General features: G+C 67.1%; 11 protein-coding genes. 6 read left to right on the top strand and 5 right to left on the bottom strand.

The features are described from left to right. Window positions 1-143 precede the first annotated feature (143 nt). Window positions 144-2,558, top strand: coding sequence for a TonB-dependent receptor (locus tag ABIC66_RS02650; RefSeq protein WP_354067834.1), 2,415 nt, complete (start codon window positions 144-146; stop codon window positions 2,556-2,558). A gap of 158 nt (window positions 2,559-2,716) precedes the next feature. Beyond that, window positions 2,717-3,718, top strand: coding sequence for an agmatine deiminase family protein (locus ABIC66_RS02645; protein WP_354067833.1), 1,002 nt, complete (start codon window positions 2,717-2,719; stop codon window positions 3,716-3,718). Between the two features lie 39 nt (window positions 3,719-3,757). On the opposite strand, the gene ABIC66_RS02640 is transcribed toward ABIC66_RS02645, so the two are convergent. Continuing rightward, window positions 3,758-4,834, bottom strand: coding sequence for a hypothetical protein (locus ABIC66_RS02640; protein WP_354067832.1), 1,077 nt, complete (start codon window positions 4,832-4,834; stop codon window positions 3,758-3,760). Between the two features lie 92 nt (window positions 4,835-4,926). Between ABIC66_RS02640 and aguB the strand changes: the two genes are divergently transcribed. Further along, window positions 4,927-5,805: an N-carbamoylputrescine amidase gene (gene aguB, locus ABIC66_RS02635; RefSeq protein ID WP_354067831.1), complete on the top strand. Its 879-nt coding sequence runs from the start codon at window positions 4,927-4,929 to the stop codon at window positions 5,803-5,805. 184 nt (window positions 5,806-5,989) lie between these two features. Here the strand turns inward: aguB and ABIC66_RS02630 are convergent, their stop codons facing one another. Beyond that, complete coding sequence (locus tag ABIC66_RS02630) at window positions 5,990-6,811, bottom strand: acid phosphatase (RefSeq protein ID WP_354067830.1); 822 nt, start codon at window positions 6,809-6,811, stop codon at window positions 5,990-5,992. Window positions 6,812-6,957: 146 nt separating this feature from the next. On the opposite strand from ABIC66_RS02630, the gene ABIC66_RS02625 reads away from it, so the two are divergent. Beyond that, on the top strand, window positions 6,958-8,997 hold the full coding sequence (locus ABIC66_RS02625; RefSeq protein WP_354067829.1) for a TonB-dependent receptor: 2,040 nt from the start codon (window positions 6,958-6,960) through the stop codon (window positions 8,995-8,997). A 266-nt stretch (window positions 8,998-9,263) separates the two neighbouring features. Beyond that, the gene (locus ABIC66_RS02620) at window positions 9,264-10,052 is read left to right on the top strand and encodes a SapC family protein (protein ID WP_354067828.1); all 789 of its coding nucleotides are present in this window, start codon (window positions 9,264-9,266) and stop codon (window positions 10,050-10,052) included. Between the two features lie 72 nt (window positions 10,053-10,124). Here ABIC66_RS02620 and ABIC66_RS02615 read toward each other — a convergent pair whose 3' ends face one another. Then, window positions 10,125-10,517 carry a hotdog family protein gene (locus tag ABIC66_RS02615; protein WP_354067827.1) on the bottom strand — a complete coding sequence of 131 codons (393 nt, stop codon included), beginning with the start codon at window positions 10,515-10,517 and terminating at the stop codon, window positions 10,125-10,127. A gap of 165 nt (window positions 10,518-10,682) precedes the next feature. Here ABIC66_RS02615 and ABIC66_RS02610 point away from each other — a divergent pair, with 165 nt between their 5' ends. After that, entirely contained in the window at window positions 10,683-12,839 is a 2,157-nt protein-coding gene (locus tag ABIC66_RS02610) for a protein-disulfide reductase DsbD family protein (RefSeq protein WP_354067826.1), read from the top strand. Window positions 12,840-12,843: 4 nt separating this feature from the next. Here the strand turns inward: ABIC66_RS02610 and ABIC66_RS02605 are convergent, their stop codons facing one another. Beyond that, window positions 12,844-13,575 (bottom strand): DUF1353 domain-containing protein, encoded by a 732-nt coding sequence (locus ABIC66_RS02605; RefSeq protein WP_354067825.1) that lies wholly within the window; start codon window positions 13,573-13,575, stop codon window positions 12,844-12,846. Between the two features lie 102 nt (window positions 13,576-13,677). After that, the gene (locus ABIC66_RS02600; protein ID WP_354067824.1) at window positions 13,678-14,172 is read right to left on the bottom strand and encodes a hypothetical protein; all 495 of its coding nucleotides are present in this window, start codon (window positions 14,170-14,172) and stop codon (window positions 13,678-13,680) included. Between the last annotated feature and the right edge of the window lie 38 nt (window positions 14,173-14,210).

Raw genomic sequence — 14,210 nt, 5'->3', positions numbered from 1 at the left:
CGTATCTGGGGCTTTATGACAGTTTGAGAGCGGGCGTGGCGATTCCGTCACCAAACCTTCTAAAACTTTCGCTAAACGGCCCCCAACGGTACGAACCATGCTGGTCAATGGCGGGCGTGTCGAAAACGAGGGGATCCTTGAAGATGAACATGAGAAATTTCGCCCTGGCGACGACCGCGCTGGTCGGTTGCCTGGTCGCCGGCGGCGCCGCGATGGCGCAATCGACGGGTACGGACGCTGTCGAACAGGTGGTGGTCACCGCCTCGACGCTGAAGAACCAGAACGGCGCGATCGTTTCGCAAACCATTCCGAAGTCGCGCTCGACCATCACCCAGGAGTTCATCTCCCGCCAGGTGCCGGGCCAGACGATCCTGGATTCGCTGAACCTGCTGCCGGGCGTCAACTTCACCAACAATGACGCTTACGGCTCGGCCGGCGGCGACATCACCATCCGCGGCTTCGACTCGCAGCGCGTCGCCCTGCTGCAGGACGGCGTTCCGCTGAACGACAGCGGCAACTACGCCATCTATCCGAACCAGCAGCTGGACTCGGAACTGATCTCCAAGGTCGACGTCAACACGGGCACGACCGATGTCGACAGCCCGACGGCCGCGGCCGCCGGCGGCACCGTCAACTACGTGACCCGCAAGCCGGCCGAAGACTTCGGCGGCGTCATCGAAGCGCAAGCCGGCGACGGCAATTTCCGCCGCATCTTCGGCGTGCTGGACACCGGCAAGATCGGTCCGTGGGGCACCACCGCCTGGGTCAGCTACGCCGACGCGATCAACGACGTGTTCAACGGTCCGGGCAAGATCCACAAGAAGCAATACAACGGCCGCATCTATCAACCGATCGGCGACAATGGCGACTTCATCAGCCTGATCGCCACCTACAACCAGAACCGCAACAACTTCATCAACCGGATGAGCCTGGCCCAGTTCCAGGCCGGTACGGGCGTCGGCTACAGCCGTGCGACCTGCAACCGTCCGACCCCGGTCAATGGCACGGCCCAGATCGATACCAACGCGGGCACCTGCTACAAGTACAACATCAACCCGTCGAACAACGGCAACATCCGCGCTCAGTCGCTGTTCCACATCGGTGACAGCTTCATCCTGACCGTCGATCCTTCGTTCCAGTACGTGCTGGCCAACGGCGGCGGCCGCGGTCTGTTCAACGAAAGCGGCAACGGCACCGGCAGCGGCATCATCCGCGGCAGCGCCCTGACGGGCGGCCAGGACCTGAACGGCGACGGCGACACCCTCGACACCGTCCTGCTGTACTCGCCGAACACGACGAATACCCGTCGCTACGGCGTGACCTCGTCGCTGATCTGGAAGTTCTCGGACAGCCAGAGCTTCCGCGCCGCCTACACCTTCGACGAAGCCCATCACCGTCAGACCGGCGAATACACCACGTTCAGCCAGGACACGACGCCGGACAGCGTGTTCGGCGGCAAGGACGGCTACGGCAAGTCGATCAAGCTCTCGGACGGCAGCATCCTGCGCAAGCGCGACCGCGTTTCGGTCGCTACCCTGAACCAGTTCTCGGTCGAGTACCGCGGCAAGTTCATGGACGACAAGGTGCTGGTCAACGCCGGCGTCCGCGCGCCGTTCTTCAAGCGTGAGCTGCACAACTTCTGCTATCAGGCCGACACGTTCACCGCCTACTGCACCAACCAGACTCCGACCGCCGTGGCGGGCACGGACGACGGCGCCGGCCAGACCCTGGTCACCCTGCCGGGTCAAGGCACGACCCAGTACGGTCGTCCGCGCGAGTTCACCCGCAAGTACGACAAGCTGCTGCCGAGCGCCGCGATCAGCTACGCCCTGGCCGATCACCAGTCGGTCTACTTCAGCTACGCCAAGACCCTGTCGGCGCCGCGTACGGACGACCTTTACGACCGGAAGCTGACGAACCCGAACCCGGAAATCACCAACTCGTACGACCTGGGCTATCGTTACCAGTCGCCGACCGTCCTGTTCTCGGCCGCCGTCTGGTACACCGACTTCGCCAACCGTATCGAGCGCGCGTTCAACGAGCAGGACAACATCGCCTTCTCGGTCAACGTCGGCGACGTGAAGAAGAAGGGCTTCGACGCCCAGTTCGGCTTCCGTCCGGAAGACTATCTCTTCTTCTACGCCTCGTTCTCGTACCAGGACTCCGAGCTGCAGCAGAACATCGCCGGCACCACGCTCGGCTCCCTGCTGCTGACCAAGGGCAAGGAACTGTATGAAGCGCCGAAGTACCAAGGCGCGGTGCGCGTCGAATACGACATCACCGAAGCCTTCAGCGTCGGCGTCCAGGCCAAGTGGGTCGGCGAGCGCTGGACCAACCTGACCAACACCGAAAAGGCGCCGAAGTACGCGCTGCTGGACGCGGACGCCCGCTACAAGCTCGACGGCTTCGGCATGAAGGGCTCGTACCTCCAGGTCAACGTGAAGAACCTGGCGAACGAGAAGTACCTGGGCGACCTGGCGGTGAACCCGTCGGGCACCGGCCTCGGCCAGCCTGGCTACCCGCGTACGGCCAGCATCACCCTGCACGCCGCCTTCTAAGCTCGGCGCACAGGTTTCTACGAATGGGGGCGGTCCGGTCACGGGCCGCCCTTTTTCTTTGTCATCGGCGTTTGCTAACTAGAGGCCGCTTGACCCCGGCCCGTTGAAGGGCCATCTGCGCCCCCTTTCGTTTTCCGCCGTTTCCATTGGGCTTTCGAATGACCGTCACCGTTCCCGCCGAGTGGGCTCCGCACCGCGCCATGTGGGTGGGTTTCCCCAGCCACGCCGAGCTGTGGCAGGAGGACCTGGAACAGGCCCAGCAGGAGGTCGCCGATCTGGCCCGCGCCCTGGCCGGTCCGGGGGGCGAGCGCGTGCGCCTGATGGTGGTCGGCGACGAGGCCGAGGCGGCGGCCAAGGCCTTGCTCTCCGACACGACGGTCGAGATCGTCCGCGGCCAGTTCGGCGACATCTGGCTGCGCGACACCGGTCCGATCTTCGTCGACGACAACGGCTCGGCCAGCGCCGCCGGCTTCCAGTTCAACGGCTGGGGCGGCAAGTACAGCCTGGAAGGCGACGACATCGTCGCCGAGCAGATCGCCGCCGCCTCGGGCGCGCCGTTGGTCCGCAACGGCTTCATCCTCGAGGGCGGCGCCCTGGACCACGACGGCAACGGGACCATCCTGACCACCCGTCAGTGCCTGCTGAACGAAAACCGCAACCCCGGGTGGGACGAGGCCTCGGCGACCTCGGCCCTGGCCGACGCGCTGGGCGCCAAGAAGGTGCTGTGGCTGGGCGATGGTCTGCTGAACGACCACACCGATGGCCACGTCGACAACCTGGCCCGCTTCGTCGCGCCCGGTGTCGTGGCCTGTCCGATGGCCTACGGCGCCAACGATCCGAACGCGGAGGTCTATGCCGAGACCGCCAAGCTGCTGGCCGGCATGACCGACGCTCGCGGCTCGCCGATCCAGGTCGCCCGCATCCCCTCGCCAGGCAAGATCCTCGACGAGGACGGCGAGCCGATTCCGGCCTCGCACATGAACTTCCTGATCGCCAACGAGGCGGTCATCGTGCCGATCTACGCCGAGGAGTCGGGCGCCTTCGCCGTCGAGGTGATCAAGGGCCTGTTTCCCGAACGCCAGGTCATTGGCCTGCCCTCCACCGCCATCCTGACCGGCGGCGGTTCGTTCCACTGCATCAGCCAGCAGGAGCCGGCATAGGCGTACTAAACAAATCGTCGGAAACTAGTTCTGCCGCAGCTAGTAGAACAGGTCGTCAGAGGCCGACCTGATCATGCTGTCGCACGGCTCACTGAAATACAGTGTCTTGCCCGAGAAGAGCTGACCGATCTCGCCATGCCGACGATTGGAAAGGCCAAGCGTGCAGCAGAAGGTCTGAGCGGCGTAGTCCTTACCCTCAGGGAACAAAATCCGCATGTTCTGTGGGTGATAGCCGAGACCGAGAAAAACCAGTTTGTCGGCTTGGCGCACGACCTCGGCGATCGTTGAGGCGTGCTCGGTGCCGACCTCTTCGTTATATGTCTTGATCCCTTGCCATGCGTTGATCAGACCATCGGAATATCCTCCGTAGGGCATGGCATTGGTTAAGCCGAGCTCTCCGAGCGAACCGTAGACGTGGTGGATCGGGATGCGTTTGATGTGCGCGTAGGCCTGGTCGGCGGTGAAGCCGCCCAGCGCGATGTAGGCGAGAGCCAGGTATTGCTCGATCGTCCGATCGTAGTTGAAGGTGACGAACGATAGTCCCGCGAACACGTCGTCCAAGTCGCGTCGGCGGACGTTCTCGCCTATCCGATGACGGCGATGAACCTGACCCATCCAGCTATTTGAAAGCTGATTGAGAACTTCGCCGGGTCCGTTGGACTCGATAGCGCCAGGACTCATGAGCGATTTGCGCTCGGCATGGAGGATTTGGCGGGCGATGCATATCTTCGCCACCTTGGCCACCTCCGGACGATCCTGGGCCCATTCGTTCACTAGGTCATCGATCGAATCCTTGGTGTGGATATGATCTCGGATCGTGTGCATGGCCTCCTTGTGGACGCCGAAGAAGCCTCCACTAATGCCCAAGACCCGCTGCACTGAATCTTCAGACGTGTCGCCCGATCCTGCTGCGATCTCATTGGACAAGGCGGCCCGGATCATTCTCGCGAGGTCTGCACCGACCGGCATCTGGTTCGACCGATCAAAGTCGAGGCTCGCGCCAGCACCTAAAACAAAGACCGTTTTCATCGCCACCCCGTCCGCCTGAGCGAACGTTATCGCTGGCGTCTGGGGGGGGTGGCAACCATCGGCAAAGCTTTCAAGGACGCCCGGCATGCGCTAAACGCCGCACGCTCTTGCGAGGAGGCCGCTGTGTCACGACCTAACCCCGTCCATTTGTTTCAACGTTCCTCGCAGGAGCCCGCCTAATGGCCCGCACGCTCAGCGTCGCCGCGATCCAGACCTCGTACGGCATGGATCTGCAGGCCAATATCAAAAAGACGGAAAACTTCATCCGTGAAGCGGCCGCCAAGGGCGCGCAGGTCATCCTGCCGTCTGAGCTGTTCCAGGGGCCGTATTTCTGCGTCGCCCAGGAGGAGCGCTGGTTCGCCGAGGCCCATCCCTGGCGCGAGCATCCGGTGGTCAAGGCCATCGCCCCGCTGGCCGGCGAGCTAGGCGTGGTGATCCCGATCTCGATCTTCGAGCGCGAGGGGCCGCACTATTTCAACAGCCTGGTCATGGCCGACGCCGATGGCTCGCTGCTGGGCCTCTATCGCAAAAGCCACATCCCCGACGGCCCGGGCTACATGGAGAAGTACTATTTCCGGCCCGGCGACACCGGTTTCAAGGTCTGGGACACGCGCTTCGGCCGCCTGGGCGTCGGCATCTGCTGGGACCAGTGGTACCCCGAGGCCGCCCGCGCCATGGCGCTGATGGGCGCCGAGGCCCTGTTCTATCCCACCGCGATCGGCAGCGAGCCGCATGACCCCAGCCTGGACACCGCCCTGCCGTGGCGGCGGGCCATGCAGGGCCACGCGGTCAGCAATGTCATCCCGGTGGTCGGCGCCAACCGCATCGGCTTCGAGCCGTGGGACGGCTATCCGAACGGTGGCCAGACCTTCTACGGCTCGTCGTTCATCGCCGACCATCGCGGCGACCTGGTCAGCGAGCTGGGCCGCGCCGACGAGGGGATCGTCAACGCGACCTTCGACCTCGACTTCCTGACGACGCACCGCGCCGCCTGGGGCTTTTTCCGCGATCGCCGGCCGGAGTTCTACACGGCGCTGGCCAACGGCCGGCCCGCGTGATCCGAACCGACCGCCTGGCGCCGAAGATGATCCGCTGCGGCCGCTTGTGGTGTTCGTGGCTGTCCAAACCCTGCTGTCATCCCGGCCGTAGCGAAGCGAAGAGCCGGGACCACGACAAGCTCGGCGCTTCCGGCGGTCCCGGATAGCCTCTGCGAGGCTTCCGGGATGACAGGGCTTGAAGGCCCTAGCTCCCACACCCCGCCGGCGCGCCCGTGGCCTTCGACGCCGCCACCTCCGCCCGCGCCTTGGCCAGGTCGGCCATGAACGTCGGATCGTCGTGCAGCCGCGTGACCAGGGCCGAGCCCAGGTAGCGGCCGGCCTCGACATCGCTCTGGAAGTGGACGCCGCAGACGATGCGGCTGTCGCCGAACGCCTTGCCGCGCGCCAGGATCGGGCTGGCCTTCTCCGGGACCAGCTCGGCGATCACCGAGGCCCAGGCCCAGCCGATCAAGCCGTGGCCCGAAGGGTAGGAGCCGTCGGTGTCGACCCACGGCTCGCGGGGCACGCAGATCGGCGCGGTGTTGCCGACCGGCGGACGCGGGCGCCGATAGGCCGCCTTGGCCGGCTGGTAGATCCTGGCCGCGTCGTCGGTCATGCGCAGCAGCATGTTGGCCAGGGTCGGGGTCGCTTCGGCGCTGAGGGTGACACCGGCCGCGCACGAGAAGCTCTTCATGCCGTTCTTGCCGGAGAGGTCCGCGTCGGCGATCGCCTGGCGCCAAGTCTCGGTGTTGGCCAGCTTGCGGGTTTCGTCGAACTGGGCGCGCTCGGCCTTGCCGCGCGGCGAGGCCGGCGTCGGCGGCGGGCCGACGATGGTCGCGGCGTCTAGGCCGCCATTTCCCGTCAGGTAGCCCGGTGGCGGCTTCACCCAGCCGGCCGAGGGCGGCGTGGTGGCGACCGGCGCCTGAGCGGCATGGTCGGCGAACGGGTTCGGCACGGCCCGCAGCGCCGAGCAGCCGGCGAGCGCGAGGCCGGAAACGGCGCCGACGACGAGCGCGAAACGGATCATGGGCTGCACCCCTGAGGTCATTCGCCCACAGAAAGCGGGGAAAATCCCGCGTCAAGCGAAAGCGGATTGACGAGCGGATATGTTATTTCATAACACTTCCTCGCGGCCGCTCCCCCGGCCAAGTTTCAGTCGTCTCAGGACCGTCCATGCTTCGTCGCGTCGCCTTCTCCGCCGCGAGCCTCATCGCGCTCGCCGCCGCCGTTTCCGCCCACGCCGCGGAGCCCGTGGCGCCCGCGCCGCCCGCGCCGGAAGACACCGAGGTCTCCAAGGTCGTCATCACCGCCGCGCCCTACGCCGTGTCGCTGGATACGGTGACCAGCAGCGTCAACATCGTCACCCGCGACCAGCTGGACGTGGCCCCACCCGCCGGCCTGGGCGACACGCTGAACGGCCAGCCGGGCCTGCGCTCGACCTTCTATGGCCCCGGCGCCAGCCGCCCCGTGATCCGCGGCCTGTCGGGTCCGCGCGTGATGGTGCTGCAGAACGGCGTCGGCCAGGTCGACGCCTCCGCCCTGTCGCCCGACCACGCCGTGGCCTCGGATCCCGGCGAGGTCTCGCGGATCGAGGTGCTGCGGGGGCCCTCGACCCTGGCCTATGGCGGCTCGGGCATCGGCGGCGTGGTCAACATGATCGACGACCGCGTGCCCTCGACCCCGGCCGCGAACGGCTTCGAAGGCCGCCTGGCCGGCTCGGTCTCGTCGGTCGACGACGGCAAGTCGATCAACGGCTCGGCCAAGTTCGGCAGGGGCCCGCTGGTGTTCGCCATCGACGCCGATCACCGCAAGAGCGGCGACTACGACGTGCCGACCGCGCCCGTCTCGGCTCGCCTGGCCAACCGCGACGGCCTGACGCCAGATCCGGACAGGACGGTCAGGAACACCGACGTCGAGATGGACGCCTATGGCGCCGGCGTCTCCTACGTCCACGACAGCGGCTTCTTCGGGGTCTCGATCAAGAAGGTCGATACGACCTATGGTGTGCCCTATCCGCAGATCCTGGCCCCGATCGACCCCGACGCCGAGGGGCCGGTCTCGATCCACCTGCAGCAGACCCGCTACGACCTGCGCGGCGAGCAGACCGTCGACCTCGGTCCGTTCGACAAGATCCGGCTGTCGGCCGGTCACGCCAAGTACGAGCACGCCGAGGTCTCGGTCGACACCGGCGAGGTCGGCACCCGCTTCCTGTCGAACGGTACGGAAGGCCGTCTGGAGCTGGTCCAGAAGGAACATGACGGCTGGCAGGGCGCGGTGGGCTTCCAGGCCCTTGAGCGCCACTTCTCGGCCATCGGCGACGAGGCCTTCGTGCCCTCGACCGACATCAAGGAATACGGCGTCTTCACCCTGCAGCGCCTGGACAAGGGCGACTGGGGTCTAGACGCGGGCCTGCGCTTCGACAGCCGCGAGCTGAAGACGGCCACGGCCACGCGCAAGTTCGATAACGTCTCGGCCTCGCTGGGCCTGTTCTACAAGCCGGCCGAGCACCAGTTCGTGGCCCTGACCCTGTCGCGCAACGGCCGCGCCCCGACCGAGTTCGAACTGTTCGCCAACGGCCCGCACCCGGGCACCGGCGGCTTCGAGGTCGGCGAGGCCACGCTCGGGTCCGAGAAGGTGACCTCGCTGGAGGCGACCTATCGTTACACCGGCGATCGCCTGCGGGCGGAGGGCCACCTCTGGGGCGCCCACTATAACGGCTTCATCGAGGAGGCCCCGACCGGCGCGGTCGAGGACGACCTCCCAGTGTTCCAGTACTTCCAGACGGGCGCCAAGTTCCACGGCGCCGAGGTCGAGACCTCGTACGTCGCCTGGCGCGGCGGCGAACGCTCGTTGAAGCTGGAAGGCGTCTATGACTGGGTGCGCGGCGAGACCGACCTGGGCGTTCCGGCGCGCATCCCGCCGTGGGCCTTGACCGGCCGCGTCGTCTGGAGCGCGCCTCGCCTCGAGGCCCACGCCGAGGTGCGCCGCGTCGCCAGCCAGAACCGCGTGGCGGCCTTCGAGCTGCCAACCGACGGCTACACCCAGGTCAACGCCATGGTCACCTTCAAGCCGATCGCGGACTCGGCCCTTCGCCTGTTCGTCGACGGCCGCAACCTGACCAACGAGACCATTCGCGAGCACACCTCGTTCCTGAAGGACTTCGCGCCTTCGCCGGGGCGCTCGGTCCGCGTCGGTTTCGCCTGGCGCTTCTAGCGCTCGGCGATACGCGGGACCCTGGCAGCCCCCGGGTCCCGACCGCGCCGGGGCCTGGAACCCTCCCTCCAGGTCCCGGACGGCTCGCCCGCTACGGCGGATCTCAAGCCCAGCGACTCCCGTGGGGGATGAATTCGAGGGGCGGGGTCAGGCCATGACAGCGGCCTAGATTGCCGCTGCCCGCGGGATCGGCTAGAACGCCGAGCCTTTGCGGTCGTCTTGAAGCGTTCGAGCGTCCGTTTCTAAATTTTGTCGCAGAGCTCTTCATGACCACGTCCCAGTCCGCCGGCGAAATCTCCGGCAACGTCCTGTTCTACAATTCGCCGGAGCCGCTGAACCGCGAGCAGCACGCCAAGCTGGCCCTGGTCCACAAGGACAAGCCGTACGGCTTCGCCGCCGCCGGCACCGCGGTGCCGCTGACGGTCTCGGAATTCGCGCCGGCCGCCCTGACCTTCCCGGTGATCTTCGCTGGCGACGAGCGCGTGCCGCTGGCCGTGATGGGCCTGAACCAGCAGGAAAACCTGTTCATCGGCGCCGACGGCTCGATCGAGCCGAACGTCTATATTCCGGCCTATATTCGCCGCTATCCGTTCGTGCTGGCCAATGACGACACGCAAGACCGTCTGATCGTCTGCATCGACCGCGGTTCGGACCTGCTGACCGAGAAGGGCGAGACCCCGCTGTTCGACGCCAAGGGCGAGCCGACCGAATACACTCAGAACTGCATCAAGTTCTGCGACGACTTCGAGGTCGAGCGCCGCCGCACGGACTCGTTCGTCCAGATCCTGAAGGACAACGACCTGTTCGAGCTGAAGAAGGCCATCTTCCAGCCGCAGGACGAAACCGGCGCTCCGGCCGGCGAGCCGGTCACCGTCGCCGAATATTTCGGCGTCTCGGAAGAGAAGCTGAACGGCCTGCCGGCCGCCAAGCTGAAGGAACTTCAGGAAAACGGCGCCCTGGCCCAGATCTACGCCCACCTGGTGTCGCTGCTCGGCTGGGATCGCCTGATCAATAAGACCATGATGAAGCAGCAGGAAGCCGCCAACCTGAACTAAGGTTCGGCCGACGCTGAGAAAATCGAGAGGGCGGCGGGGTTTCGGCTCCGCCGCCTTTTTCTTTGGTGATCGCTACCGCGCGAAGATGCTGCGGGTCAGGCACGAGAAGACCAGGCGGCCGGCCTCGTCGAGCAGGTCGTGCTGGGCGATGACGATGCCCTTGCCCTCGCCGACCGGGTCCTTGCCCATCACCGTCATGCGGCCGCGCAGCAGCTCGCCGACCGGCGGGTTGCGCATCCAGCGCAGGGCGTCGACGCCCAGGCGCTTGGTCTGCGGCCAGGCGGCGCTGGCCTCGATGTCCAGCCGGCTCCAGATCGCGAAGACCATTCCGTCCGGCGCGCCGTTCTCGATCGGCCAGCCAGGCGCGAAGGCGGCTATGAACGCCTCGAGGGCCTTCTCGTCCACGGCTCGAGAGCCCAGATTCACGACCTTGCCGATCTCGATGTCGTCGAACGCGGCGGGCATGGAGGTCTCTCCGAACCGATGAAGCGAGCCTGGTAAGCCAATTCGGACAGAATCATTTCGAATTGGCCGGCCAGCGCGACTGTCCGTTGCGTCTTGACCATTGTCGAGAGGAGGCGGGCAGGCCATGTGTTCGTCCGCAGTCGTTTTTCCCGTCCGGACCCGCGCATGTTCCTGAAGAAAGCCGTCCTCGCCCTGCAGGCCCTGTTGGCGGCGAGCGTCCTGGCTGGCGCGGCCATCGCCGGGCCCGTGGTCAATTCCGGGCATATCGAGTCCGAACTGGTCGCCCAGGAAGCCGGGATCGCGCCGGGCGGCACGGTCTACGTGGCCCTCCGCCAGAAGATCATTCCCGGCTGGCACACCTATTGGCGCAATCCGGGCGACGCGGGCGAGGCGACGCGGATCGCCTGGACCCTACCGGCCGGCTGGAGCGCCGGCGACATGGTCTGGCCGACGCCCAAGAAGGCCAAGCTGGGTCCGCTGCTCGACTATGCTTATGAGGGCGAGGTCCTGATCCCCGTGCCGATCACCGCGCCCGCCGACGCCCAGGTGGGGACGACGATCAGCCTGAACGCCGCCGTTTCCTACCTGGTCTGCGAACAGGTCTGCGTGCCGGAAGACGTCAAGCTGACCTTGCTGCTGCCCGTCGTGGGCGGCGCGCCGGCGGCGGATCCCAAATGGGGCGCGGTGGTGGGCAGGGTGCTGGCCGACGCCCCCAAGCCGGCCGGTCTGAAAGCGGTGTTCAAGTTCGACGGCCAAGCCTTGAAATTGGCGGTCACCGGCGGCCCGCTGAAGGGCGCCGACCTGGCCGGGGCCTATTTCTTCCCCTATTCGCCGAAGGTGATCGAGCACGCCGCCGACCAGGCGATCGAGCGCGGGCCGGAGGGCGTGACCCTGACCCTGAAGCCCGGCTACGACTTCGTCGGCGGCGGCACCGCTCCGGCCGAGTTGGCGGGCGTACTGTCGACCAAGGGCGGGGCCTGGGAAGTCACCGCCACGGCCGGCGAGCCGCCCGCGACCGCCGCGGGCCTGGGCGCGCCGCCGGCCGAAGCCGCGCCGCCCGCGGGCATGACCGGCGGCCTCGTTGGGGCCCTGCTGTTCGCCTTCGTTGGCGGGCTGATCCTGAACCTGATGCCGTGCGTGTTCCCGGTGTTGTCGATGAAGGCCGCCAGCCTGGCTGGCCACGCCCACGACGCCGGCAAGACCCGCCTGCAAGGCCTCGTCTTCCTGCTGGGCGTCGTGGCGACCTTCCTGGCCCTGGCCGGCCTGCTGCTGGCCGTGCGGGCCGGCGGTGCGGCGGTGGGCTGGGGCTTCCAGCTGCAGTCGCCGCTGGTCGTCGCGGGCTTGGCCCTGCTGATGTTGCTGGTGGCCCTGAACATGTCGGGCGTCTTCGAGATCGGGACCTCGGTTCAGAACGTCGGCAGCGGCGCCTCGGCCAAGGGCGGCGCGACCGGCGCCTTCTTCACCGGAGCCCTGGCCGTGGTCGTGGCCGCGCCCTGCACCGCGCCGTTCATGGCCGGCGCCCTGGGCTACGCCCTGACCCAGCCGACGCTCGTGTCGCTGGCGGTGTTCCTGGCCCTGGCGCTCGGCTTCGCCGCGCCGTTCGTCGCCGTGGCCTTCATCCCGGGGCTGCTGAAGCTGTTGCCGCGTCCCGGCGCCTGGATGGACGTGCTGAAGAAGGGCCTGGCCTTCCCGATGTACGGCGCGGCCCTGTGGCTGGTGTGGGTGTTCGCCCAGCAGTCCGGTCCGCTCTCCCTGGCCCACCTGCTGGCCGCCGGCGTCCTGGCCGCCTTCGGGGCCTGGCTCTACGGTCTCGCGCAAGCGCGCCGCGCCGTGGGCGAGCCGGCCCTGGTCTCGCTGCTGATCGCCCTGGCGGCCCTGGGCCTGGCCGTCACCGTCGCGATCTTCGGCGCGCTGGCCGCTCACCCTCCGACCGACGCCGTGACGGCCTCGGCCGAGACGCCGTCGGGTCCGGGTCTGACCGCCGAGGCCTGGTCGCCGGAGAGGGTCAAGGCGCTGCAGGCCGAGGGCCGTCCGATCTTGGTCGACTTCACCGCCGCCTGGTGCGTGACCTGCCAGGTCAACGAGAAGGTCGCCCTGTCGGGGGCCAAGGTCGCCGAGGCCTTCAAGGCCCGAAACGCCGTCTACATGAAGGCCGATTGGACCAATCGTGACCCGGTCATCGCCAAGGCCCTGGCCGAGTTCGGCCGAGTCGGGGTGCCGCTGTACGTGGTCTATCCGAAAAACGGTGGTGCGCCGGTCATTCTGCCCCAGCTGTTGACCGAGGGTTTGGTGATCGAGGCGATCGAGAAGGCGGGGGCTTAAGGCCCTACTTCTTCTTGTCCAGCCCGAACGGAAGCTTGGCCTTCACCTGGTCCAGCGGGGTCTTGGTGACGACCACCGGCGGCGGGGCGACAATCGGGGCGGTCTTGATCGGATAGGCGCGCCAGCCGCTCTGGATCAGGGCGCCGAAGCCTTGGCACTTGGGCAGGTAGCGGACCATGCCGGTGCGCGGCTTGGCGAATGGCGGGGGCTGGGTGAACTCCTGACGCTTGGGGTCGATGAACCGCCAGTCGGTCGGCAGGCCGTAGCCCTTCTCGCCGCCCAGCCGCACGGCCCGGTAGGCGATGTTGGCCTGGAACGAGGGCACGCCGTACTTGATCATCGCCCGCAGGAAGATGGCGTCGGCCTCCTCGCGCTTGCCCGGCTCGCCGATGGTGTAGAGCCAATCGTGGACGATGGCCGCCCGCGCGGTAGGGCCCTGCGGGTCGACGAAGCCCTGGCCGTACCAGGGCACGCTGGCGAAGTCGGTGACGTACCAGCGCGGCACCACGATCACCTTGCCGGTCTCGACGTCGCAATAGGGGAACTCGGCGTCCAGGGTGAACAGCTTGCGGCCGTCCTTGGTCTGGTTGAACAGCATGATCGGCTGCGGCGTCAGCGAGCTGGGCGGCACGGGCGCGACGACGGGCACGAACACCGTGGTGTTCGTTTCGGTGGCGCAGGCGGCGAGAAGCAGGCCGGCGGCCGTCAGGGCGGCGAGGGTCTTGGTGCGGGACATCGAGCAGGTGCGGAGGAGAACCGACGCGGACTTCTGAGCGTCGAGCCGACTTGGAGCAAGCAAGAATGGCGAAGTTTCGGCGCCGAACCGGTCGGCGACGGCTTAGGCCGCCGGCTGCGGCGGGGCGGTGATGACCTCGACATTGTCGTTCAGCAGATAGACCATGTCGCGCAGGGCCAGGTCCTGATCCTTCAGGGTCTTGGCCGCGCCGACCGCGGTCAGCTTCTCGGGCAGATCCTGGCTGATGCCGCGCAGGATGCACTTGAGGTCGTCGACCGCGCCCCGCTCCTTCAGGGTCACGTGGCCCTTCATGTCGAGCGCCGAGAGGTCGGTGATCTTGCCGGAAAAGACGTCGAAGCCTTTCAGCGCCTTGGCCGCGCCGGCCGGATCCGCGCCGGCCAGGGTCTTGCGATAGGCCTCGGTCTCGGCCTTCAGCTGCTTGGCGCGCTTGACGATATCCTGGAAGAGCGGCTCGCCCGCGACGGATGGCGGGACAGCCGGCTGCTGCAGCACGGCCGGGGCCGGGCCGGCGGCCTGACCTGGACTGAACGAAGCCATCCAGAGCATGGCGGAAAAGGCGACGGCGTCACAGGACATCTGTTACTCCCGCAAAAAACGTCATTGGTCTGCCATGA

Source organism: Caulobacter sp. 1776 (assembly GCF_040545685.1).
Taxonomy (GTDB): Bacteria; Pseudomonadota; Alphaproteobacteria; order Caulobacterales; family Caulobacteraceae; genus Caulobacter.
This window is presented reverse-complemented; position numbering and strand designations above follow the sequence as displayed.

Coding starts and splice junctions, on each gene's coding strand:
- ABIC66_RS02650 (WP_354067834.1), top strand. CDS start 144: ATGAACATGAGAAATTTCGCCCTGGCGACGACCGCGCTGGTCGGTTGC.
- ABIC66_RS02645 (WP_354067833.1), top strand. CDS start 2,717: ATGACCGTCACCGTTCCCGCCGAGTGGGCTCCGCACCGCGCCATGTGG.
- ABIC66_RS02640 (WP_354067832.1), bottom strand. CDS start 4,834: ATGCCGGGCGTCCTTGAAAGCTTTGCCGATGGTTGCCACCCCCCCCAG.
- aguB (WP_354067831.1), top strand. CDS start 4,927: ATGGCCCGCACGCTCAGCGTCGCCGCGATCCAGACCTCGTACGGCATG.
- ABIC66_RS02630 (WP_354067830.1), bottom strand. CDS start 6,811: ATGATCCGTTTCGCGCTCGTCGTCGGCGCCGTTTCCGGCCTCGCGCTC.
- ABIC66_RS02625 (WP_354067829.1), top strand. CDS start 6,958: ATGCTTCGTCGCGTCGCCTTCTCCGCCGCGAGCCTCATCGCGCTCGCC.
- ABIC66_RS02620 (WP_354067828.1), top strand. CDS start 9,264: ATGACCACGTCCCAGTCCGCCGGCGAAATCTCCGGCAACGTCCTGTTC.
- ABIC66_RS02615 (WP_354067827.1), bottom strand. CDS start 10,517: ATGCCCGCCGCGTTCGACGACATCGAGATCGGCAAGGTCGTGAATCTG.
- ABIC66_RS02610 (WP_354067826.1), top strand. CDS start 10,683: ATGTTCCTGAAGAAAGCCGTCCTCGCCCTGCAGGCCCTGTTGGCGGCG.
- ABIC66_RS02605 (WP_354067825.1), bottom strand. CDS start 13,575: ATGTCCCGCACCAAGACCCTCGCCGCCCTGACGGCCGCCGGCCTGCTT.
- ABIC66_RS02600 (WP_354067824.1), bottom strand. CDS start 14,172: ATGTCCTGTGACGCCGTCGCCTTTTCCGCCATGCTCTGGATGGCTTCG.